21 protein-coding genes and 1 pseudogene are annotated in these 21652 nt (G+C 44.8%); 2 read left to right on the top strand and 20 right to left on the bottom strand.

Features of this window, described 5'->3' with window-relative positions:
- Window positions 1–362: 362 nt before the first annotated feature.
- From B3182_RS02080 to B3182_RS02050, 7 genes are all read right to left on the bottom strand, one after another.
- A complete protein-coding gene (locus B3182_RS02080; RefSeq protein ID WP_292355882.1) occupies window positions 363–698 on the bottom strand; it encodes an SUF system Fe-S cluster assembly protein in 336 nt (111 codons plus the stop codon).
- Window positions 699–701: 3 nt separating this feature from the next.
- Complete coding sequence (gene sufU / locus B3182_RS02075) at window positions 702–1148, bottom strand: Fe-S cluster assembly sulfur transfer protein SufU (RefSeq protein WP_292355884.1); 447 nt, start codon at window positions 1146–1148, stop codon at window positions 702–704.
- Window positions 1148–2371 (bottom strand): cysteine desulfurase, encoded by a 1224-nt coding sequence (locus tag B3182_RS02070; protein WP_292355885.1) that lies wholly within the window; start codon window positions 2369–2371, stop codon window positions 1148–1150. The genes sufU and B3182_RS02070 overlap by 1 nt, the downstream gene beginning before the upstream one ends.
- Window positions 2364–3668 (bottom strand): Fe-S cluster assembly protein SufD, encoded by a 1305-nt coding sequence (sufD, locus tag B3182_RS02065; protein WP_292355887.1) that lies wholly within the window; start codon window positions 3666–3668, stop codon window positions 2364–2366. The genes B3182_RS02070 and sufD overlap by 8 nt, the downstream gene beginning before the upstream one ends.
- A complete protein-coding gene (sufC, locus tag B3182_RS02060) occupies window positions 3665–4432 on the bottom strand; it encodes a Fe-S cluster assembly ATPase SufC (protein ID WP_292355889.1) in 768 nt (255 codons plus the stop codon). Before sufC ends, sufD begins: the two co-directional genes overlap by 4 nt.
- A gap of 81 nt (window positions 4433–4513) precedes the next feature.
- Window positions 4514–5962, bottom strand: a complete 1449-nt coding sequence (gene sufB / locus B3182_RS02055; protein ID WP_292355891.1) for a Fe-S cluster assembly protein SufB — start codon at window positions 5960–5962, stop codon at window positions 4514–4516.
- Entirely contained in the window at window positions 5955–6443 is a 489-nt protein-coding gene (locus B3182_RS02050; RefSeq protein ID WP_292355893.1) for an SUF system Fe-S cluster assembly regulator, read from the bottom strand. The genes sufB and B3182_RS02050 overlap by 8 nt, the downstream gene beginning before the upstream one ends.
- Window positions 6444–6679: 236 nt before the next feature.
- On the opposite strand from B3182_RS02050, the gene B3182_RS02045 reads away from it, so the two are divergent.
- Window positions 6680–7303: an FKBP-type peptidyl-prolyl cis-trans isomerase gene (locus B3182_RS02045; RefSeq protein ID WP_292355895.1), complete on the top strand. Its 624-nt coding sequence runs from the start codon at window positions 6680–6682 to the stop codon at window positions 7301–7303.
- A 43-nt stretch (window positions 7304–7346) separates the two neighbouring features.
- Here the strand turns inward: B3182_RS02045 and ampD are convergent, their stop codons facing one another.
- Window positions 7347–7898, bottom strand: a complete 552-nt coding sequence (gene ampD, locus B3182_RS02040) for a 1,6-anhydro-N-acetylmuramyl-L-alanine amidase AmpD (protein WP_292355897.1) — start codon at window positions 7896–7898, stop codon at window positions 7347–7349.
- 85 nt (window positions 7899–7983) lie between these two features.
- On the opposite strand from ampD, the gene nadC reads away from it, so the two are divergent.
- Window positions 7984–8832: a carboxylating nicotinate-nucleotide diphosphorylase gene (nadC, locus tag B3182_RS02035; RefSeq protein ID WP_292355899.1), complete on the top strand. Its 849-nt coding sequence runs from the start codon at window positions 7984–7986 to the stop codon at window positions 8830–8832.
- A gap of 48 nt (window positions 8833–8880) precedes the next feature.
- Here the strand turns inward: nadC and B3182_RS02030 are convergent, their stop codons facing one another.
- From B3182_RS02030 to B3182_RS01975, 12 genes and pseudogenes are all read right to left on the bottom strand, one after another.
- On the bottom strand, window positions 8881–11193 hold the full coding sequence (locus B3182_RS02030; protein ID WP_292355901.1) for a TonB-dependent receptor: 2313 nt from the start codon (window positions 11191–11193) through the stop codon (window positions 8881–8883).
- A gap of 142 nt (window positions 11194–11335) precedes the next feature.
- Window positions 11336–12730 carry a siroheme synthase CysG gene (gene cysG, locus B3182_RS02025; RefSeq protein WP_292355904.1) on the bottom strand — a complete coding sequence of 465 codons (1395 nt, stop codon included), beginning with the start codon at window positions 12728–12730 and terminating at the stop codon, window positions 11336–11338.
- Between the two features lie 7 nt (window positions 12731–12737).
- Entirely contained in the window at window positions 12738–13511 is a 774-nt protein-coding gene (locus tag B3182_RS02020) for a DUF1223 domain-containing protein (protein ID WP_292355906.1), read from the bottom strand.
- 28 nt (window positions 13512–13539) lie between these two features.
- On the bottom strand, window positions 13540–14622 hold the full coding sequence (gene truD, locus B3182_RS02015; RefSeq protein ID WP_292355908.1) for a tRNA pseudouridine(13) synthase TruD: 1083 nt from the start codon (window positions 14620–14622) through the stop codon (window positions 13540–13542).
- Window positions 14619–15101, bottom strand: coding sequence for a 2-C-methyl-D-erythritol 2,4-cyclodiphosphate synthase (gene ispF / locus B3182_RS02010; RefSeq protein ID WP_292355910.1), 483 nt, complete (start codon window positions 15099–15101; stop codon window positions 14619–14621). The genes truD and ispF overlap by 4 nt, the downstream gene beginning before the upstream one ends.
- Window positions 15098–15814 carry a 2-C-methyl-D-erythritol 4-phosphate cytidylyltransferase gene (gene ispD, locus B3182_RS02005; RefSeq protein WP_339639838.1) on the bottom strand — a complete coding sequence of 239 codons (717 nt, stop codon included), beginning with the start codon at window positions 15812–15814 and terminating at the stop codon, window positions 15098–15100. The genes ispF and ispD overlap by 4 nt, the downstream gene beginning before the upstream one ends.
- Entirely contained in the window at window positions 15798–16088 is a 291-nt protein-coding gene (gene ftsB, locus B3182_RS02000) for a cell division protein FtsB (RefSeq protein WP_292355913.1), read from the bottom strand. The genes ispD and ftsB overlap by 17 nt, the downstream gene beginning before the upstream one ends.
- Window positions 16089–16098: 10 nt before the next feature.
- Complete coding sequence (gene eno, locus B3182_RS01995) at window positions 16099–17379, bottom strand: phosphopyruvate hydratase (RefSeq protein WP_292355915.1); 1281 nt, start codon at window positions 17377–17379, stop codon at window positions 16099–16101.
- A gap of 60 nt (window positions 17380–17439) precedes the next feature.
- On the bottom strand, window positions 17440–18276 hold the full coding sequence (gene kdsA, locus B3182_RS01990; protein ID WP_014706720.1) for a 3-deoxy-8-phosphooctulonate synthase: 837 nt from the start codon (window positions 18274–18276) through the stop codon (window positions 17440–17442).
- A complete protein-coding gene (locus tag B3182_RS01985) occupies window positions 18276–19913 on the bottom strand; it encodes a CTP synthase (protein WP_292355918.1) in 1638 nt (545 codons plus the stop codon). The genes kdsA and B3182_RS01985 overlap by 1 nt, the downstream gene beginning before the upstream one ends.
- A gap of 105 nt (window positions 19914–20018) precedes the next feature.
- Window positions 20019–21347, bottom strand: coding sequence for a tRNA lysidine(34) synthetase TilS (tilS, locus tag B3182_RS01980; RefSeq protein ID WP_292355920.1), 1329 nt, complete (start codon window positions 21345–21347; stop codon window positions 20019–20021).
- Window positions 21348–21367: 20 nt separating this feature from the next.
- Window positions 21368–21652: pseudogene (locus tag B3182_RS01975) on the bottom strand (acetyl-CoA carboxylase carboxyl transferase subunit alpha); the annotation flags it as partial.

The raw sequence follows: 21652 nt of genomic DNA, 5'->3' as shown, positions 1-21652 counted from the left end.
GACGCTATAAAAATAGAGAAAAACGGACTTAAGCAATTGTTTTTATATTTAATTATTAATTCTAATTAAATTTAATAATAAATCAGTTCACTACACCGTTTAACATTGATAAACCGAGTCTACACATAAGAAGAATAAAAGGAATTCCTCCTATATGCGGTGGCGTCTAAGATGACTATGATTAACTCCAACAGCTTGCTAATGAGATTCTCTCGGGGCTTAGCCCTGAAATAGTTGCTAACTGTAGTGTTAAAGTTTGTTACCTCTTCAGATTGGTCATGCGATCTGTTTAACCGTGGATAGACCTATCCACGGTTTTTTTTTGCCACAATTCTCTACTTGTCAAAGTTAACCAAACAAACTTAAAACATACCTAGTTGTAATTGAGCGGCTTCGCTCATTTGGTCTCGAGTCCAGGGTGGATCCCACACCAGTTCAACATGCACTTTGTTCACACCGTCAATGCTGCTGATTTTGTTTTCTACATCCCCGGGAAACGTCTGTGCCACGGGGCATCCCGGTGCGGTAAGCGTCATTTGGATAACCACATTTCCGGATTCACTCACATCAATCTCATAGATCAATCCAAGCTCATAGATATTGACCGGGATCTCGGGATCAAAGATGGTTTTGAGCATCTCAATTACATCTTCTTTTATATCTTCAGCGGTAAAAGGTTGTACCTGATTGTCGTTCATAAATTACTCAGTACTAATCGAAATATCATGATCACTGTCTATCGCGGCGTGCACGGTATGCCAGGACAAAGTCGCGCATTTTACCCGTGCCGGAAACTCTTTAACACCACTAAGCACTTCCAGTTTGCCCAGCAGGTTTCGGTCAGTTTCTTCACCGGTCATGGATTTATGTACCTGCTCGTAAATGGCCTGAGCTTCGTCAATGGTTTTGCCTTTCAAAGCTTCAGTCATTAATGATGCAGAGGCCATGGAGATGGCACAGCCGCTGCCTTTGAAACTGACATCATCAATCTTATCGCCATCAAGCTTGAGATAAACCACCAGCTTATCGCCACACAACGGATTGTTGCCATGCGCAAGATGATTGGCTTTCTCAATCTCACGAAAATTACGTGGCCGTTTGTTGTGATCCATGATCACTTGCTGGTAAAGCTCTCTTAAATCACTCATCAGGCAAAAAGCTCCTGTGTCTTTTGTATGGCGTTAATTAATGCGTCGACTTCTTCTTCTGAGTTATAGAAGGCAAATGAAGCACGTGCAGTGGCCGGAATATCATAAAACTCCATTACCGGTTGAGCACAATGGTGCCCGGTGCGAATAGCAACGCCTTGTTGATCAAAAATAGTGCCTACATCGTGTGGATGAACGCCTTCGATCATGAAAGAAATTACTGCAGCTTTCTCGGCAGCGGTACCAATAATGTTGACACCAGGCAAAGACTCAATTTTGCGGGTCGCTATCTCCAGCAAGTGATGTTCCTGGGCGGCGATATTATCGATCCCCACCTGCCACATATAATCAATCGCTGCACCCAAACCGATAACACCGGAGATATTTGGTGTACCTGCTTCAAATTTGGCTGGCAGCTCGTTATAGATGGTTTTTTCAAAACTTACCGAAAGAATCATATCGCCACCACCTTGATAGGGTGGCATGGCGTTTAGTAGATCTTCACGTCCATACAACGCACCAATACCAGTGGGTGCAAACATCTTATGGCCGGAGAACACATAAAAATCACAATTCAGATCCTGAACATCGACTGTCATATGCGGCACAGCCTGTGCACCATCGATTAATACCGGAATATTTTTCGCGTGGGCTTTTTCAGTCATCGCTTTAACTGGATTGATGGTGCCCAGTGCATTGGAGACATGACCGATAGCCAGAATCTTCGTGCGTTCAGTCAGCATGGTATCAAATTGCGTTAAATCCAATTCACCTGTCTGAGTCATCGGAATCACTTTGAGTTTGGCACCAGTCTGTTCACATAGTATCTGCCACGGCACGATATTGGCGTGATGTTCCAAATGACTGATCAGTATTTCATCATTTGCTTGCAGCTTTGGTCTGACAAAGCTTTGCGCCACCAGATTAATCGCTTCGGTGGCTCCACGGGTAAAGATGATTTCTTTATCTGAGTTGGCATTTACAAATTGGCGAACTTTGCCACGGGCTGCTTCATATAAATCGGTAGCACGTTGACTTAACTTATGTACACCACGATGAATATTGGCATTATCGTGCAGATAATAATGACTGACGGCATCAATGACCTGACGTGGTTTCTGGCTGGTGGCGGCATTATCCAGATACACCAATGGATAGCCATTAATCTCCTGATGCAGAATCGGAAAGTCCGCACGGATAGTATTAATGTTCAAATTACTCATGCACACCACCTTTAGGTAAACGTTTTTCAATTACCTGGGTAATAGATTGTTTGAGTTCCTGATTGGTAATGCGTTCAATCACGTCAACCGCAAAGGCAAAAGTCAGCAAGCTACGAGCACTAACTTCATCGAGACCACGGCTACGCAGGAAAAACAATTGATCTTCATTGATTTGACCTACTGCACTACCATGTCCACATTTGACATCATCGGCATAGATTTCCATTTCCGGTTTGGTATCAATTTCACAACCACGAGACAACAGTAAATTGCGGTTGCTTTGATTGGCATCGGTTTTCTGGGCATCTTTATGAACGATTACTTTGCCGTTAAACACCGCATGGCTTTGTTCATCCAATACACCTTTGTAAACTTCTTCACTGGTGGTATTTGGGACGCTGTGATCAATGCGAGTGTGATTATCTACATGCTGTTCTCCGGTCACCAGATACAGACCGTTCATCGTCACATGGGATTGCTCTCCCAATAATTGGCTGTGTACATCGTTTCTGGCGAGTTTTGCACCTAGAGAAATATTGGTGTTATGCCATTTACTGTCAGTAGCCTGTGAGGCAGCCATAGTGGCAACATGATAATGCCCCAGTGATTCACGCTGTAATTTGTAATGAAATAATTCTGCATTTTCAGCCAGACTTATTTCAGTTACTACATCGGTCAAACCATTGGCTTTATCATTGCCAGCATAGGTTTCAATAAAGGTTGCCTGACTGTCTTTTCCAAGCACAATGACATGACGCAGATGCATTGCGTAATGTTGCGTATGGCCGCTGTTTACCACGATTAATTCAATCGGTTTATCAATCTTTGTATTTTCAGTTACCTCTATGAAAACCCCCTCATTCATCAACATGGTGTTCATCGCATTAAAGCCTGGCTTTTCCATGCTGATTTGTTGATTGAGAAATTCGCTGGCGCGCTCAATTGATTGAGATAATGGCGTTACGGTAAGCCCATCAGGCAGTCTGTCAATGGATGATGCAGTCAAATCCACACGACCATCGACAATCACCAGACGATAGGCATCTTCAACCAGCTTCAGCTCATGAATATCAGCATATCCTGGTTGGGATACCTGATGAACAAACTGTTCCTGACCAAACTGCCACAGGCTGGTGTATTTCCAGTCTTCTTCTTTTCTGCCGGGTAAGCCCATTCGTGCAAACTGATGCTGAGCTTGTTCACGCAGGGTTTTCCAACGTGCGTTGTCAGCCACCATAATGTCACGGCTGTTAGCAACAGCAGAAAAATCGGTATGAATGTCTGTTAATACTTTCATGCAGGCTGCCCTTCCGGCTCTGGTGCATCATGCACCCAGCTATAGCCGGATTTTTCCAGTTCTTTTGCCAATTCTTTATCACCCGATTTTACGATGCGACCTTCAGACAACACATGGACAAAATCGGGAACGATATAATCAAGTAACCGCTGATAATGGGTAATCATCACAAATGAACGCTCAGGACTACGCAAGGCATTAACCCCCTCAGAAACGGTTTTCAGAGCGTCAATATCCAGGCCTGAATCGGTTTCATCCATAATGGCCAGTTGCGGCTCCAGTAAGGCCATTTGCAGGATTTCATTACGTTTTTTCTCACCGCCGGAGAAACCTTCATTTACACTGCGGTGTAAAAACTGTTCGTCCATCTTGACCAACGCCATTTTGCTGCGGACCAGCGTCAGGAAGTCGATGGCATCAAGCTCTTCCAGACCCTGATGTTTACGAATGGCATTTAATGCGGCTTTAAGCAGATAGATATTACTGACGCCGGGGATTTCTACCGGATACTGAAAAGCCAGAAACACGCCGCGTCTGGCACGCTCTTCAGGTTCCAGTTCCAGCAGGTTTTGACCTTTATATATGACTTCACCCTGGGTGATTTCATAGCCTTCACGACCTGTTAATACATTTGACAAGGTGCTTTTACCGGCACCATTTGGTCCCATGATGGCATGAACTTCGCCAGCATTGACCGTCAGATTGATACCACGCAGAATTTCTTTGCCCTCAATTGATGCGTGTAAATTTTTTATTTCCAACATTTTCATAATTATTCTCTATTCATTTTTTATAGGTTAAGCGGCCTGACCCGCCCAACATGTAGTTATGTAAGTGAACGCTGTTTAACCAACCGAGCCTTCCAACGACAAGCCCAGCAGGTTCTGAGCTTCAACCGCAAATTCCATCGGCAGCTCACGAATAACCTGTTTACAGAAACCGTTGACAATCATTGATACAGAATCTTCCACATCAAGGCCACGCTGCTTGCAATAAAACAGCTGATCTTCACTGATTTTTGAAGTAGAGGCTTCGTGCTCAACCTGAGCACTCGGATTTTTCACTTCAATATACGGAAAGGTATGCGCAGCACATTTATCGCCCATCAGTAACGAATCACACTCCGTGTAGTTACGCGCATTCTCGGCATTGGGTCCAATCCGAACCAGACCGCGGTAGGCATTGGATGATCTACCAGCCGAAATACCTTTGGAGATAATGGTCGAGCTGGTGTTTTTACCCAGATGGATCATCTTGGTTCCGGTGTCAGCCTGCTGCATATTATTGGTAACAGCCACTGAGTAAAATTCACCTACAGAATTATCCCCCTGCAAAATCACACTTGGATATTTCCAGGTAATGGCTGAGCCAGTTTCGACCTGAGTCCAGGAGACTTTTGAACTTTCACCACGACAGGCTGCACGTTTTGTTACAAAGTTATAAATACCACCTTTGCCGTTTTCATCACCGGGATACCAGTTCTGCACAGTGGAATATTTAATTTCTGCACGATCCAGTGCCACCAGTTCTACTACCGCCGCATGCAGCTGGTTTTCATCACGCATAGGCGCTGTACACCCTTCCAGGTAACTCACATAGGAGTCATCATCAGCAATGATTAACGTCCGTTCAAACTGTCCGGTATTAGCCGCATTGATACGGAAATAAGTGGAGAGTTCCATCGGACAACGCACCCCTTTGGGGATATAGACAAAAGAACCATCGGTAAACACAGCACAGTTCAATGCAGCGTAATAGTTATCTTTATAGGGAACAACACTACCCAGATATTTTTTGACCAGTTCAGGATGCTCATGAATGGCTTCTGAGATTGGCATAAACAGGATGCCCTGCTCGGCCAGTTTATCTTTAAAGGTATTCGAGACTGAAACGCTATCAAACACCGCGTCAACTGCAACCCCTGCCAAACGCGCCCGTTCGTCTAATGGTACACCCAGCTTTTCATAGGTACGCAATAGTTCCGGATCAACTTCATCCAGGCTTTTTGGTCCATCAGTTTTTTTCTTGGGAGCTGAATAATAACTGACTGACTGATAGTCGATTTCAGGATAATGGACGTGTGCCCATTCCGGCGTTTCCATCGTTAACCAATGGCGAAAGGCTTTCAGGCGCCATTCAAGCATGAACTCCGGCTCACCTTTAATAAGGGAGATCTGACGAACCACATCTTCATTCAAACCCGGTGGCAAACTGTCTGATTCAATATCAGTATAAAAGCCAGCTTTGTATTCTTTCTGGGTAATTGCTTCTAGTTGTTGTGTTTGATCATTCATGTTGATCACCATCCTGTAAGGTAACTGTTCTTGCCCTGTAATTGGGCGGGTAAAATTGAACTGTTCGCGGCGCTGAAACTGTTGGCGCCAGCATATCGGCTAACTTGACCTCATCCAGCGCGTGAAATACGGCATTATTGATTTGGTTCCAGTTTGTCTGCACGGTGCAATGCGTTTCCTGATCACAATGCGTAACAGTACTTACGCATTCCGTTAAAGCGATAGGACCTTCAATTGCGGTAATAATCTGCGCGACGGAAATACTGGCGGGATCTCCACTTAATGTATATCCACCCTGCGCGCCACGTTCTGAAGTCAGTAGTCCTCCGGCTGACAACACTTTTAAAATTTTTCGCACCGTCGGCAATGGCATATGCACGGCATCAGATAGCATGTGGGCACTATGCTGTTTGCTTCGGTGCTCGGCTATGTAACTCATCAGCACAATGCCGTAATCAGTCAATTTACTCATGCGTAACATTTGACGCCCTCCTAATTGATACCATTATAGTATCATTTGAACGAATAACCAAGTGTATTACTCGGCTATTCAATCTGAAAGCTGTGAAAAAATATGAGACAATCGCATGGCGAACTTCGCGGCTGATAAGATCTCTAACGCACGCAAGCTAAATTATTTTATTTAAAATTTGAGAGTCATAAGACATGAAACTGAAATATCTCGCTTTCCTTCCCGTTTTATTTGGAGCTAATGTAATGGCAGAAAACGCCACCCTCGATACCGAACAACAAAAACTCAGCTATATCTTCGGCATACAAGTCGGTCAACAAATGATGATGGAAGGTGTAGAGCTTGAAATGGATGCATTCAGTGCAGGTGTTGCCGACATGATGGCTGGCCGTCAACCACAGATGGATCAGGCAACTGCGCAGGAAATCATTGGTAAATACCAGCAGAAAAAATCACAAGAACTGGCTGCAATGATGAACAAAAAACAAGCCGAGTCTAAAGCCTATATGGCAGAAAACGCTAAAAAAGACGGTGTAGTCACAACCGATAGCGGCCTGCAATATGAAATTCTTGAAGAAGGTGATGGCGCAACACCAAAAGCAACTGATAAAGTCATCGCCCATTACGAAGGTACTTTGATTGATGGTACTGTATTTGACAGCTCTATTCAGCGTGGTGAACCAGCAACCTTCCCAGTGAATGGCGTTATTCAAGGCTGGCAGGAAGTCTTGCAGATGATGAAAGAAGGCGGTAAATGGCGCGTGGTCATCCCAGGCAATCTGGCTTATGGTCCACAAGGTGCCGGTGAAATGATTGGCCCCAATGAAACTTTGATTTTTGATATCGAGCTGATTGCGATCACGCAGTGATAATCATTTAAAATCGACTAAAGCCGCCTCCTGGCGGCTTTTTTTATGCTTGCAATAATTGTTTGAAATAGACCCAATCAAAATAGGGCCCGGGATCAGTTTTACGTCCAGGAGCGATATGCTCATGACCGGTAATTCTTTCTTTCGATAATAATGGATAGGCTGCAAGCAGAGCTTTGCTCACATTTGCTAGTTGTTGATATTGATCTTCGGTGAATGGCGTTTCATCATCACCTTCCATTTCAATACCGATTGTAAAGTCATTACAACGTTCACGCCCTTCCCAGCAGGATACCCCTGCATGCCATGCACGTTTTTGAAATGGCACAAACTGCTGCATCAATCCATCTCGTCTTATCAACAAATGCGATGAAACTTTTAGATGCGCGATTTCTGCAAAATAAGGATGTGCATTCGGGTCAAGCTGGTTTAGAAAAAGATCGGCAATCCAGCCTCCGCCGAACTGTCCAGGCGGTAAACTGATATTGTGAATAATGATGCCGCTGATATCGCTCTCATCAGGACGGTCATCATAATTTGGTGAGGGTAAAATCTCCGCCGCATCCAGCCATCCACTTTGCTTGTCGATAATCACTCATCTCTCCAACATAGGTTTCTGAATAGATTATCAGAGCTTTAACAGTTACCCTATCGTCTGTTTAAATTGAACCCCTAACACTATGACGATTCAGAATTTCATTCCAGCAAATTTTATTACCTCACAAGTCAAACTCTCCCTACTTGAGGATATTGGACAACAAGATCTCACCGCAGATCTTATTCCAAAAAATGCGATAGCCAAAGCCAGACTAATTAGTCGTCAGGATGCTGTTCTATGTGGGCAAGACTGGTTTAATGAAGTCTTCAAGCAGCTGGATCCAAGTATTCAAATCCACTGGTTCTTCAACGATGCCGATTTGCTGCGGGAAAATGCGGTGGTATGTGAACTCTCCGGTAATGCCCGGGCATTATTGAGTGGCGAACGTACCGCTATGAATTTTTTGCAGACGTTTTCCGGTACCGCTACTCATACCAAACTTTATGCTGACATCATCAAAGACTTGCCGGTTAAACTGCTGGATACCCGCAAAACCCTTCCAGGATTAAGGCTTGGCCAGAAATATGCGGTACGTTGTGGTGGCGGAGTTAATCATCGCTTTGGGCTGTATGACGCCATATTGATTAAGGAAAATCACATTCTTGCTGCGGGCTCAATTGCAGCAGCGGTAGCTCAGGCCAAAGCTTTGCATCCAAATGTGTCAATTGAAGTTGAAGTCGAGTCTATGGATGAATTACATCAGGTACTCAATACTGCTGTGGATATTGTTTTGCTGGATAATTTTTCACTGGAGATGCTTCGCGAGGCTGTTGTGGTTGCTCAGGGTAAAGTAGCTCTTGAAGCTTCTGGTGGTATTAATAAAGAGACGCTACGAAGTATTGCTGAGACAGGTGTTGATAGAATTTCTGTGGGGCAATTAACCAAAGATTTGCAGGCTGTCGACTTATCGATGCGATTTATTGATTTATAAAAAAGAAAGGCCGCATATAGCGGCCTTTCTTTTAGCTTAACAATTGGATTAAAGAGTAATTTTAAAACCAATCCATCCGGCTCTCGGTGCACCTGCTCCAACAAAGCGGGGATCTTCATAATCCAGACCAGGCGCTTCATCAGGTTCGCCGTACAAACCAAAGTTCTCGTATTCACTATCAAACAAATTGTCGACTTTGGCAAAGAACTGAACATTTTTATTCAGCTTATAACGACCATGGAGATTAACCAATCCATAACCACTGATTTTCTTATCTTCATTTGCCTCATCGCCACGGTAATATTGGCTGGAGTGATATGAAGCTGTCGCACCAAGAGATAATTTCGGTGTAAAGGCATAATCAACACCGATCTTGATATTGTGTTCAGGAATACTTGGCAGACGGTCGCCTTTACTTACGCTGAATAAATTGCCATTACGGGAATAATCAAAATTATCTTCGAAGGTCGCCCGAACATAACTGTAATTACTAAACCAGGCCAGTTGTTGATATTGGCCATTCAGTCCAACTTCCAGCCCTGCACGTGCTGTTTTGTCAATATTTCTGAAGTTACCCAGACCTAAACGCCCACTAACTTCTTCAGAAACTTCTTCATCTTCTGAGAAGAAGAACAAATCATCCGTTAGCTGAGTGTAATAAATGTTGCTATACCAATTAAACATTTCTTGCTGTCCACGCAAACCTGCCTCAACTGTTTTAGCGACTACATCATCCAGAGGAGGATCTGCTAAAAAAGCATTAGGGTAAGCACAAGGTGACTCTGGTTCGGCACAAGTCAGTTCAGATGCAGTGGGAGCACGATTAGATTCGCTATAGTTCCCATACACAGTCAAGTTATCCTGTAACGCGTAAGTTAAACCAACTGTAGGATTAAAGCGTTTGAATACATGTTTATTACCAGACTCATTAAGATCCTGTTCACCACCTTCGCTGGTCCCAGAAATATCAATCTGAATCCAGTTATAACGTCCACCCACAGTTAAATCGAGACGTTCAGTTAATGAATGTGTGTTAGTGAAAAACAAACTGAATGTGTCTGTTTCAATATCACCATCAACTACTGTTTCATCAATAATGAAGCCCGTTCCATCTGTTCCACGCGAATCAGTAAATTCTGCTATTTCAGATTGGGATGAATATTTAACATCTGAAGTATCGTAGGAAGCACCAACAATCAATTGATTTTCCCGATCGAACAAATCATTCAAAAAGGTTGACTGTAAAGCAAAACCATAACTATCTTGTTCAGTTTTACTAGTGTTATTCAGGGCTACATCATCACCATCTGCAAAGCCGAGCGAATCTGTACTAATGATTTCGTCATCACCATCAAATACACCTTCAACACCATCCTCGTCTTCGCCGATTTGCCCACCAATTACACTTAACTCAGAACCATCACCATTAAACGTGCTGCGATCACTTCGACGATAATAGGTGTTAGCAGACAGCATGACATTGTCATTCACCCAATGTGATCCATTCAAAGTGAACATACGCAACTCATTTTGCGTATTATCTGGATGGGTGAAAACAGTTTCCCGATCGTCAGCAACTAACTCAATTGGAGAAGCACCGTTACCATTCAAATCACTATCAACAGCGGTAATACCAAAATCCAGACTACTGGTTTCATTACGATAGCTTAAGTTGGAAAAGAACTGTTCAACTCTGGAAGGTGAAAAATCACGCCAACCATCTTCTTTGGTAATGGAACCGGTCACAAAATAACCAAAATTGCCGTCATTGCCCCCCGTTTCAATAGTGCCCGAATCACGACCAAATGAACCGGTGTAAGCTTCCAGACTATGACCAGGATGGGTAAAACCGTTTTTCGTTTGAATCGATAAAGCACCACCCAGAGTATTCAGACCAAATAATGGATTTGAACCTGACATCATATTCATGCTGGCAATTGCCGATTTAGGCAATAATTCAAAGTTCACCGCATCGCCGAAAGGTTCGTTGATACGAACACCATCCTGATAAACCGATATTCCTTGAGAATTACCGACAAGTGGAGAAGCGGTGAAACCACGGAATTTCAAATCAGGTTGGAAAGGATTATTTTGAGCGGCATTCAGACTCACACTATCCATTGTCTGATTCATAAAATCAGAAATATCCAAGCTTTGGTTACGCTCAATATCTTCGTCAGTTGCAGTTTGAACATGACTTGGAATTTTATCTGCCTCCAGTCCTACCCCATGTAATGGTGTGAGACTGATAACTTCGATATTTTCAAGTTGAAGATCCGGTTCTGCAGCTAAGCTGAGTCCCGGAGTTAATGCACTAGCTAGCAACGCAGGCAGGAGGCCCCGTCGGAATGGAATCGCCATCTTAATCTCCCAGATTTAATATTTGTATTAATTTTTTTATATCGCTTTCTATGAAGCTTAGGGCGATGCTAGCATGACGTTTCGCACATAGAATTAGGAAAAATTCCTAAAACAATAAGGGAATATTAATCTGTTGATTTTATTAGGAAAACCAGGATAGTTGATTATGCAATTGTACAACTTCACCAATAATCAGTAGCGTTGGTGCGACAGGTTGTTGTTTTTTTGCCAATTCAGGAAGCTCGGCAATAGTACTTGTCCAAACCTTTTGATTCTCTGTTGTGCCTTGCTGAACCAGTGCCGCAGGCATATCGGCTTTCATGCCGTGCTGTTGTAGCTTCTGACTAAGAATATCAAGCCCTGCGAGGCCCATATAAACAACCACTGTCTGGCGAGGCTGCACTAAGGCCTGCCAATTCAAATCCAGCTCACCTTCTTTTAACTGGCCTGTTACAAACACACAACTTTGTGAATAATCACGATGTGTTAATGGAATACCGGAGTAGCAAGCAACACCGGAGGCCGCTGTTATTCCCGGCACGACCTGAAAAGGAATTTTCTGTTCAGCCAGCGTGGCAATTTCCTCACCACCACGACCAAATATAAACGGATCTCCACCTTTCAAACGTAAAACACGTTTGCCAGCCTGAGCGTGTTCCAGTAATAGCAGATTTATTTCATCCTGACGCTTGCTGTGCCATGCTCGCTGTTTTCCGACATAAATCATTTCAGCTTCTTTACGTACTAATGCCAGCACTTCCTTGCTCACCAGACGATCGTAAAAAACCACATCGGCCTGCTGCATCAATCGTAAGGCTTTAAAGGTTAGTAAATCGGGATCACCGGGGCCGGCTCCCACCAGATAGACTTCTCCTTGTTGCAAAGCATTATCAGCGGTTTCATCAATCAGGGTTTCGAGGGTTTTGCTGGCCAGTTCATCACGTCCCGCCAATACATGATCGGCGACTGGGCCTTGTAAAACAGACTCCCAGAAACGACGACGCTGTTTAATATGGCCGAACTTTGCCTTCACCCGCTCACGATATTCCCCCACCAGTAAACCCAGTTTACTGTAAGCCGGTGGAATCAGTGTTTCCAGTCTTGCGCGTAATTGTCTGGCAAGAATAGGTGACTGACCACCACTGGATATCGCCACCACAATCGGTGATCGATCCAGAACCGAAGGCAGAATAAAGTCACACATATCGGGTTGGTCAGCCACATTGGTGAGAATATTTCTGGCTTTGGCTTCCTGATAGACCTCAAGATTAACTTTTTCATCATTGGTCGCTGCGATCACCAGCGTTTGCTGATTCAGGTAGCTTGAATCAAATCTATCATTGACCCAACGCAACCTGCCCTTGTAATCAGGCTCTTCCAGCAATTGGCGCGACATCTCTGCAATCTCGGGGGCAACAATGGTTACTGATGCCTGAGCTTTCAACAATAGTGCTGCTTTACGAGCTGCAATTTCGCCCCCCCCAACCACCAGACACTGGCGTTGTTTTAAATCTATAAATATTGGTAAATAATCCATCTAACTTCTATTGTGTTAAGGGTAATTCCACGGCCTGCAAAATATAACCATCGGATAAATTTTGAACAATCGCCACCAGTTTCAGTTTGTCCTGCTGCCATTCAGGTGACAATTTCACTTGATGTTCAATAAAGGTTTCACCAGAATCATCAAGCTCAAATGGACCCAACCATCGACGAACCAGGTTTTGATGATTAAAGGTCTGTCCGGCATTATCTCCACCAAGGACAAGACTGCTGACATCATCCTCCGTAATAGCAAAGTACAGTTTGCTGTGTTGACGATTTTCCTCACCCGTTACCAGGCTTCGGCTATCAATCATCAACTGATCATTAATCAGATAAGCCCTTAAACGAATCTGTGCTTGAGCATCAAATTCATTGAGAAAACTTACTGCTTCAGCGAAATTCGCCCGCCAATTTGGCAGGGACTCGCCACTTAACACAAATTCCGGAGTGTAAATAGTTTGATATCGGTTCAGTCGGGCCAATTGTTTCTGGCGTTCAGAAAATACCGGTTTGGCAAATGCATCTACCCAGCCTTTCTTATCATTCAGATAATCCACATGAAAGCCCAAAACAATATAATCAAGCTCTGCCCGCTGCTGTTGATATAACCAGCGTTCCGCAGGTGGACAAAGGCCACAGCCTTCTGAAGTAAATAATTCCAGTACCGCGGTATGTTTATTACCACTCGACGCCTGCCACCGATCTACTGCCTGAACAGAAAATGGCAGGCATAATAAAAACAGCAATAACACCTTAATCATGGAGAGATTCATATCAGCCTCCTTCAGAGATCACTGAATCCTATTCACTAGGACTCGGTGACACTGCGGAAATTTTCTGCGACATATCCTGAATTTCAGCCAGTTCTCGCAAAACAGCCGTTGCATAACTGCCCGGCCCCAATTCAAACTCTAACAGTAAACTGGTTTCATTGATAAATTGCCATTTAAGATTCTGTGGAAACAATCTCAGCGCACGACGTTCCTGCGATAAACCCAGTTTCTCCAGCTGCTGCTGCCAATCCTGCCAGTCTTTTAATACACTCTGTTCCAGAGCCAGCGTATCATTCTTACTGATAGCTTCCCCCTTACCCCAGAGTGGTCCGGTCGGATGGATGTCCATTTCGTTAATTCGCTTTTCAAGTACGTCATCTTTGGTCTCAGCGACAAAATAACTGGCTCTGGTACCAGCCAACAACATAACGTCACCTGCCAACAGTTGATTCCAGTTGCCTTGACGGATTCTTTCGGCCAGCACCAGATTGAACAGCCAGGAACGCGCTGCTGAAATAATAATACTGCGTTGATTACGCTTTTTCGGCTCGGTCCCTTCTGTGAACCATTGCTCTGCTTTTTTCAGATTATTACCGTGATGACCGAAACGTTGTTCGGCAAAATAATTAGGTACCCCCTGCTCCGCAATTAATTGCAGATTCTGCTCCCAGATATTCATGTCACCGACAATGTCGGTTAATCGCAAACGAAAACGGTTTCCGGCAAGTGCCCCACGTTTTAATTTTTTGCTGTGACGAACCGCTTTAAGAATTTTGATTTGTTCATTTTCAAATGCCAGCCAATCCGGTTCTGGCAACCCCTGTAAATTTACACTGAACCATTGTGAAGTAACTGCATGACGATCTTTAAGCCCGGCGTAACCTACTGCAACGGGTGATACACCGGCAAAACGGGCAATTTCCTGGGCCAGCCAGTCGGTGTTGGTATCGGTTTTCTGCACATATAGCCAGACATGCGACCCTTCGCCCTCCGGCGAAAATGGCAGATGCTCCTCCACTTCAAAATAAACGGCTTTCTCACGTAACTTGGCACCACAACTTGACGCAGTGGCAGAATGGCGTGGCAGGGAAAAATAATCAAAATGTTTCAAACAGATACAACCTTTTGGATAAGCGCCACAGCATGAGCCGCTATGCCCTCCTGGCGGCCGACAAAGCCCAGCTTTTCGGTTGTGGTCGCTTTGATATTAATCGCTGAGGACTCAATATGCAGGTCAGTGGCCAGCAATTCTCGCATTTGCGGGATATACGGCGCTAATTTAGGGACTTGTGCTACCACTGTAGAATCGACATTGCTGACCTGCCAGCCTGCCGCTTTCAAATCGTCATAAACACGACGCAACAGTACCCGACTATCAATTCCCGCGAAGGCCATATCATCATCTGGAAAATGGTGGCCAATATCCCACCAGCCTGCAGCGCCGAGCAAAGCATCACATATTGCATGAATCAACACATCCCCATCGGAGTGAGCCTCCAGTCCATGCGTATGAGGGATATTTACGCCACCTATAATTAACGAACAGTTCTCAGCAAACCGATGTACATCATAACCGTGGCCGATTCTCACGCAGCTTCTCCATTATTCTGTTGTTGTAAAAAGAGCGCTGCTAATGCCAGATCCTGTGGCAGAGTAATTTTGATATTGTCAGCATGGCCAGCTACCATTTTGGGTACTAAGCCCATAAACTCCATTGCACTGGCCTCATCTGTAACATTGATATTACTTTGTTTCGCTTGAGTTAATGCCTCAGCCAAACCTCTCAAACGGAACATCTGAGGAGTGGATGCTCGCCATAATCCAGTTCGATCTACTGTTGCTTCAATGGTGTTATCTGTATTCACACGCTTGATCGTCTCACTTAGCGGCACACCTAAAATACCGCCCACCGGATCATCGCTTAATTGCTGCAACATGGAATCAATATCACTGTGCCGAATGCAGGGTCGTGCTGCATCATGAACCAGGACCCAGGGATCCTGCCGGGTAAGATTTTTTAAAAATTCCAACGCATTGCTCACTGAATCTGCCCGATGCTCACCCCCCAGTGTTGTATGGATGGGCCAGTGTGATGGCAGATTCAATGAAGGCCAGTAGGGATCATTGGCTGAAAGCGCGACAACGACCCCTTCAATTGCAGGATGACTGATAAGCCGTTGCAGACTATGAACAATTACTGGTTGATTATTCAGTAGTAGATACTGCTTAGGGCGATCGGCCTGCATTCTGCTGCCGATCCCTGCAGCAGGCACCACCGCCCAGACTTTATTGTTCATCATCATCTGGAAGTTCGATTATGTGAAAAAAGGTCTCTTCTGGCTTAACCATACCCAGTTCACTGCGAGCACGCTCTTCCAACGCATCCAAACCGCTTTTAAGATCAGCAACTTCTGCCGCCAGTACCTGATTACGCTCTTCAAGTTTTGCATTATCAATACGCTGTTTTTCAACTGTGTGATGAAGTCTTAACAAAGCTGGTAAGCCATCATGACTCAACCACAATCTGTATTGCAGCATGACAAAAATTAACGTCAGCACAATCAGTACTGTTTTCATACGTCAAACTTCACTGACAGGCGAAAGCCCGCAACCCCGGATAAATTGCTGCAGCGCCCAGTTCAGCTTCAATACGCAGCAACTGATTATATTTTGCTACCCGGTCTGAACGCGACATTGAGCCAGTCTTGATTTGACCACATTGGGTGCCCACCGCCAAATCAGCAATAAACGTATCTTCAGTCTCGCCACTGCGATGGGATGCAATTGATTTATAGCCTGCTTCAGCGGCCATATTCATTGCATGAAGTGTTTCACTCAACGTGCCAATTTGATTCAGCTTAATCAAGATCGCGTTGGCCACCTTGGCTTCAATGCCCTTCTGCAGAATCGCACTGTTGGTAACAAATAAATCATCACCCACCAATTGAATACGATCCCCTAAACGATCGGTCAGCAACTTCCATCCCTGCCAGTCATTTTCATCCATGCCATCCTCAATGCTGATGATTGGATACTTGTTGCACCAGTTTTCCAGCAAATCGGTTAATTCAGCCGCGGTGAGACTACGCTGTTCGGATTCCAGACGATACATACCGTCTTTATAAAACTCGGAACTGGCGACATCCAGCGCGATCATGACATCACGGCCCGGCTCATAGCCGGCCTGTTTGATGGCTTGCATAATCAGTTCCATAGCGGCTTCATTTGACGCCAGATCGGGGGCAAATCCACCTTCATCGCCCACAGCGGTATTAAGACCCTGGGCTAATAAAACTGCTTTTAACTGATGAAATACTTCTGCTCCGGCACGAACGGCTTCTTTGAAGCTTTTGGCACCGACTGGCACAATCATGAATTCCTGAAAATCAACACTATTATCAGCGTGTGATCCACCATTGATAATGTTCATCATCGGTACCGGCAAGGTCACCGCCTTATCTCCACCAAGATAGCGATATAAAGGCAAACCCTGTTCATCCGCACCGGCTACTGCTGCCGCCATGGAAACCGCCAGAATTGCGTTGGCGCCAAGACGTTGTTTATTATCAGTACCATCACAGGCAATGAGTTTTTCATCCAGGCTGGATTGATCGAGACAATCCATTCCAACAACAGCCGCACGTAACTCAGTATTGATTGCTTCAACAGCTTTGGTTACGCCTTTGCCCAGATAACGTGACTTATCGCCATCGCGTAACTCAATCGCTTCACGTTCGCCAGTTGAAGCACCTGAAGGTACAGCTGCTCTTCCCATAGCACCACTGGCAAGAATAACGTCAGCTTCGACCGTAGGATTACCACGAGAATCAATGATCTCACGGCCACGAACATCTATAATTTTACTCATAATTGTCTCCATCTATAGTTGAAGTTGCCAGACAATAACCCTGTTCTGGCATGCCACCTGTTACAGGTAGGCGTCTTCAATAAAGTCTTGTTGTTTAACTGTTTTATCGATAGCAATCAGCGTTTCCAGTAAAGCCTGCATTTTATGCAGTGGCCAGGAATTCGGTCCATCACTTAGGGCTTTTTCAGGATCCGGATGCGTTTCCATGAACAAGCCAGCAATGCCAGCCGCTACTGCAGAACGTGCCAGTACAGGTACAAACTGTCTCTGGCCACCGCTTTTGCCACCCTGACCACCAGGTTGCTGCACTGAGTGGGTGGCATCGAATACTACCGGGCAATCCATATGACGCATGGTCGGTAAACCACGCATATCTGAAATCAATGTGTTATAACCAAATGAGGTACCACGTTCACATAACATGATCTGCTGGTTACCCGTTGATTTGGCTTTATCCGCGACATGCTGCATATCCCATGGCGCCAGAAACTGACCTTTTTTGATGTTTACCGGTAATCCCTGGCTGGCAACATTAATAATAAAATTGGTCTGACGACATAAGAAAGCTGGGGTTTGCAATACATCGACCACACTGGCAACTTCTGCCAGCGGAGTGTCTTCATGAACGTCTGTCAGAATAGGGAGGCCGAATTCTTTTTTAACCTTTTCCAGAATCGCCATACCCGCTTCAAGACCAGGACCGCGATAGGTATTAGTAGAAGTACGATTGGCTTTATCGAATGAGGATTTGTAGATAAAAGGGATACCCAGTTTGTCTGTCATCTCTTTTAACTGACCAGCCACATCCATGGTCATTTGTTCACTTTCGATAACACAGGTGCCGGCAATCAAAAACAACGGTTGTTTACCACCAACTTCATGACCACATAATTGCATTACTGCTGTCCTCGTTTTTTATGATTCGCCACCGCAGCATTGATAAAACCTTCAAATAATCGATGTCCGTGTCTTGGAGTGGAGGTGAACTCTGGATGGAACTGACAGGCCACAAACCAGGGATGGCCTGGAATCTCGACCATTTCTGCCAGTGAGTTATCTTTTGACATGCCAGAAAACAGTAATCCGGCATCTTCCAGTTTCTGTTTGTAATTATTGTTGAACTCATAACGATGACGATGACGCTCAACGATTTCATCAGCACCGTAAATCTGTTGTGCCAGAGATCCTGGTTTCAGTACACAGGGATAACCGCCCAAGCGCATGGTGCCACCCAGATCTGAATCATGATCACGCTGTTCTACACTGCCATCCTCTTTCTGCCATTCTGTAATAAGACCTATCACAGGATCTGGCGTATTAGGTTCAAACTCGGTACTGAAAGCCTGTGTCAGGCCTGCTTTATGACGAGCATATTCGATGACGGCCACCTGCATCCCCAAACAAATTCCCAGATACGGGATATTGTTTTCGCGGGCAAACTGGGCGGTTGAAATCATACCTTCGACACCACGTTTTCCAAAGCCGCCAGGCACCAGAATGGCATCCATATCGGCAATACTGTTGGTGCCATTTTTCTCGATCATTTCAGAATCGACATAATGCACATTGACCTTGGTACGGGTATGAATACCGGCATGAACCAAGGCTTCGGAAAGGGATTTATAGGCTTCGGTCAACTCCATATATTTGCCGACCATGGCTATATTGACTTCACCCTGCGGGTTGGAGAGATTTTCATAAACCTGCTGCCACTGACTCAGATCGGCCGGTTTAGCATCAAGTCCCAGTTGTTTCACCACAATGTCATCAAGACCTTGTTTGTGTAACTCCATTGGTATCTTGTAAATGCTGTCTACATCAATACAGGTGATAACCGATTTTTCAGGCACATTGGTAAACAATGAAATCTTGCGGCGTTCGGATTCCGGTAGGGGACGATCCATACGACACAGCAAAACATCCGGTTGAATACCGATAGTGCGCAGTTCTTTTACGGAATGCTGAGTGGGTTTGGTTTTGATTTCACCGGCAGAAGCAATATAGGGCACCAATGTCAGATGAATAAACAAGGCACGATCACGGCCTAATTCAGTGGCCATCTGACGAATGGTTTCCAAAAACGGTAATGACTCAATATCGCCGACCGTTCCACCGATTTCCACCAGTGCAACATCGGCATCGCCAGCGCCTTCATAAACACAGCGTTTGATTTCATCGGTTATATGCGGAATGACCTGCACCGTATTGCCAAGATATTCTCCCCGGCGTTCTTTACGGATAACATTTTCATAGATTTGGCCAGTCGTATGGTTATTGCGGCTGGTCATATTGGCATCAATAAATCGCTCGTAGTGACCTAAATCCAGATCGGTTTCAGCACCATCATCCGTTACAAACACCTCACCATGTTGCAGTGGGCTCATTGTTCCGGGATCAACGTTGATGTAGGGATCGAGTTTAATCATTGTGACCTTCAGGCCACGAGCTTCTAGAATCGCTGCCAGTGAAGCCGCCGCGATTCCCTTACCGAGAGACGACACAACACCACCAGTGACAAATATAAATTTAGTCATATTATGGAGAGTTTTTGCAATAGCGGTGCAGCCAGAATAGCCACACTCAAAAATATCGTCATAAAGTATCAGAATTGCCCGAGTCGCTCAATCAAAATATCCCCATCAAGTCTGTTCAATCACTGGTAACCAGCCAGTTTCATCGGATAAAGGCTTGGCTGTTTCTGCACAGGCATACCCAACAATTGCGACTAATTGCTGGTTGGCAAACAACAACGGAATTGAATCGCGTTGCCAAACCGGGATTTGCCATTCCTGGAACAACTTTTTTAATGATTGATGATGAGACTTGCCAGCTAGCTGGATTTTTTCTCCACCCTGACGAAACGTTAATGCTAAACCAGAGCGAAACAATTCGGCACGAATCCCTTCTCCCCTTGCAGCTTTCCAAACTAACTGATGCTCAGCATCCAACAATATGGGCTGTTGATCGTAAAGCAGATTCACGGATGAAGCCGGTAAAGGATGTTGTCTTAACCAACTGATATAAAGTGTGTTCTGATACCGTCTGGCAATGTATTGGCTCCAACTGACCTGAGGCTGCCCATCTGCTGCGGCTTGACAGACTTCCATTAAAATCCGTTGCAAATTTATGCTTGACGGCAGCACCATATTTAACTGTTTTATAAAAAATCGCAGCACATTGCGTTGCCTTGGCTCACTCAAAGCCTGCAATTTGGTAATGTTTAAACTGCCATTAATTGAATTAGCTTCAACAGAAATTAAATCTTGTTCCGCTATCTCATCCAACAGAATTTGGCTTTCCTGCAGGTTATTTGCTGAACGTGCCAGATTTCGGTTTAAGGCAGGCCAACGTTGTTGTAACAATGGCCAGATTTGATGACGTAGGAAGTTACGATTTATCTTGGTATTTTGATTACTGGGATCTTCAATCCACTGCAACTGATGTGTTGTTGCGTATTCAAATAACGCTTCTCTGGAAATAGTCAACAATGGCCGAACAATCTGCATTTTCTGCCATTGAGATATTACTTTCATCGCTCCTAATCCACGAGTGCCAGCCCCTCGCAGTAATTGCAGCATCAAGGTTTCAGCCTGATCTTGCAAATGTTGTCCAGTTAGCAAAATGCCATCATCGTTAATCAGTTGATGAATAGCTTGATAACGCGCAGTCCGTGCGGCCGATTCAAGGCCTGACTGATTAATATCTGTAACTGTCACTTTCAAGCAGTGAAAAGGCATGTGTAATGAAGCAGCAACCTGTCGACAGTGTTCAGTCCAACGGGCAGATTGAGATTGCAGCTGATGGTCGACATGCACGACCTGTATTTTTTGGAGAAACTGCTCACGATGTGTTGCCAGAAAATGCAGCAGCACATGGGAGTCCATACCACCGCTGTAGGCCACCCATAAAGTAGAAGATCCGCAATATTTGCGGATCTTCTGAATAACTAATTCTGTGTCAAAAGACACTTGTATAAACCAGGGCCTGTTTATCCTTCAAAGGCACCATAATTAAGCAAACGTTGTTGACGGCGTTTAACCAGTTCATCAACCGGCATCGCCTGTAACTGTTTAATTTTAGTATTGATTGCTGTTTTCATATTTGCCATCAGTGCTTCAGGATCACGATGCGCACCACCCAGGGGTTCTTTGACAATTTCATCGATTAACCCCAGGGATTTCAGACGATCTGAAGTCACGCCAAGTGTTGCGGCAGCATCAGAAGCTTTTTCAGCGCTCTTCCAAAGAATGGAGGCACAGCCTTCCGGTGAAAT

The sequence above is a fragment of the Methylophaga sp. UBA4204 genome (assembly GCF_002379485.1).
In the GTDB taxonomy this organism is placed as follows: domain Bacteria; phylum Pseudomonadota; class Gammaproteobacteria; order Nitrosococcales; family Methylophagaceae; genus Methylophaga.
Note: the sequence above shows the minus strand (reverse complement) of the source record. Positions and strands in the feature narration are given on the sequence as shown.

Excerpts from the sequence above, each read along its gene's own strand:
- B3182_RS02020 (WP_292355906.1), bottom strand. The coding sequence starts at position 13,511 with ATGAATCTCTCCATGATTAAGGTGTTATTGCTGTTTTTATTATGCCTG.
- eno (WP_292355915.1), bottom strand. The coding sequence starts at position 17,379 with ATGAGTAAAATTATAGATGTTCGTGGCCGTGAGATCATTGATTCTCGT.
- kdsA (WP_014706720.1), bottom strand. The coding sequence starts at position 18,276 with ATGCAATTATGTGGTCATGAAGTTGGTGGTAAACAACCGTTGTTTTTG.
- B3182_RS01985 (WP_292355918.1), bottom strand. The coding sequence starts at position 19,913 with ATGACTAAATTTATATTTGTCACTGGTGGTGTTGTGTCGTCTCTCGGT.
- B3182_RS02080 (WP_292355882.1), bottom strand. The coding sequence starts at position 698 with ATGAACGACAATCAGGTACAACCTTTTACCGCTGAAGATATAAAAGAA.
- sufB (WP_292355891.1), bottom strand. The coding sequence starts at position 5,962 with ATGAATGATCAAACACAACAACTAGAAGCAATTACCCAGAAAGAATAC.
- sufD (WP_292355887.1), bottom strand. The coding sequence starts at position 3,668 with ATGAAAGTATTAACAGACATTCATACCGATTTTTCTGCTGTTGCTAAC.
- B3182_RS02045 (WP_292355895.1), top strand. The coding sequence starts at position 6,680 with ATGGCAGAAAACGCCACCCTCGATACCGAACAACAAAAACTCAGCTAT.
- sufC (WP_292355889.1), bottom strand. The coding sequence starts at position 4,432 with ATGTTGGAAATAAAAAATTTACACGCATCAATTGAGGGCAAAGAAATT.
- B3182_RS02070 (WP_292355885.1), bottom strand. The coding sequence starts at position 2,371 with ATGAGTAATTTGAACATTAATACTATCCGTGCGGACTTTCCGATTCTG.
- ispD (WP_339639838.1), bottom strand. The coding sequence starts at position 15,814 with ATGATGATGAACAATAAAGTCTGGGCGGTGGTGCCTGCTGCAGGGATC.
- nadC (WP_292355899.1), top strand. The coding sequence starts at position 7,984 with ATGACGATTCAGAATTTCATTCCAGCAAATTTTATTACCTCACAAGTC.
- cysG (WP_292355904.1), bottom strand. The coding sequence starts at position 12,730 with ATGGATTATTTACCAATATTTATAGATTTAAAACAACGCCAGTGTCTG.
- sufU (WP_292355884.1), bottom strand. The coding sequence starts at position 1,148 with ATGAGTGATTTAAGAGAGCTTTACCAGCAAGTGATCATGGATCACAAC.
- ftsB (WP_292355913.1), bottom strand. The coding sequence starts at position 16,088 with ATGAAAACAGTACTGATTGTGCTGACGTTAATTTTTGTCATGCTGCAA.
- B3182_RS02050 (WP_292355893.1), bottom strand. The coding sequence starts at position 6,443 with ATGTTACGCATGAGTAAATTGACTGATTACGGCATTGTGCTGATGAGT.
- B3182_RS02030 (WP_292355901.1), bottom strand. The coding sequence starts at position 11,193 with ATGGCGATTCCATTCCGACGGGGCCTCCTGCCTGCGTTGCTAGCTAGT.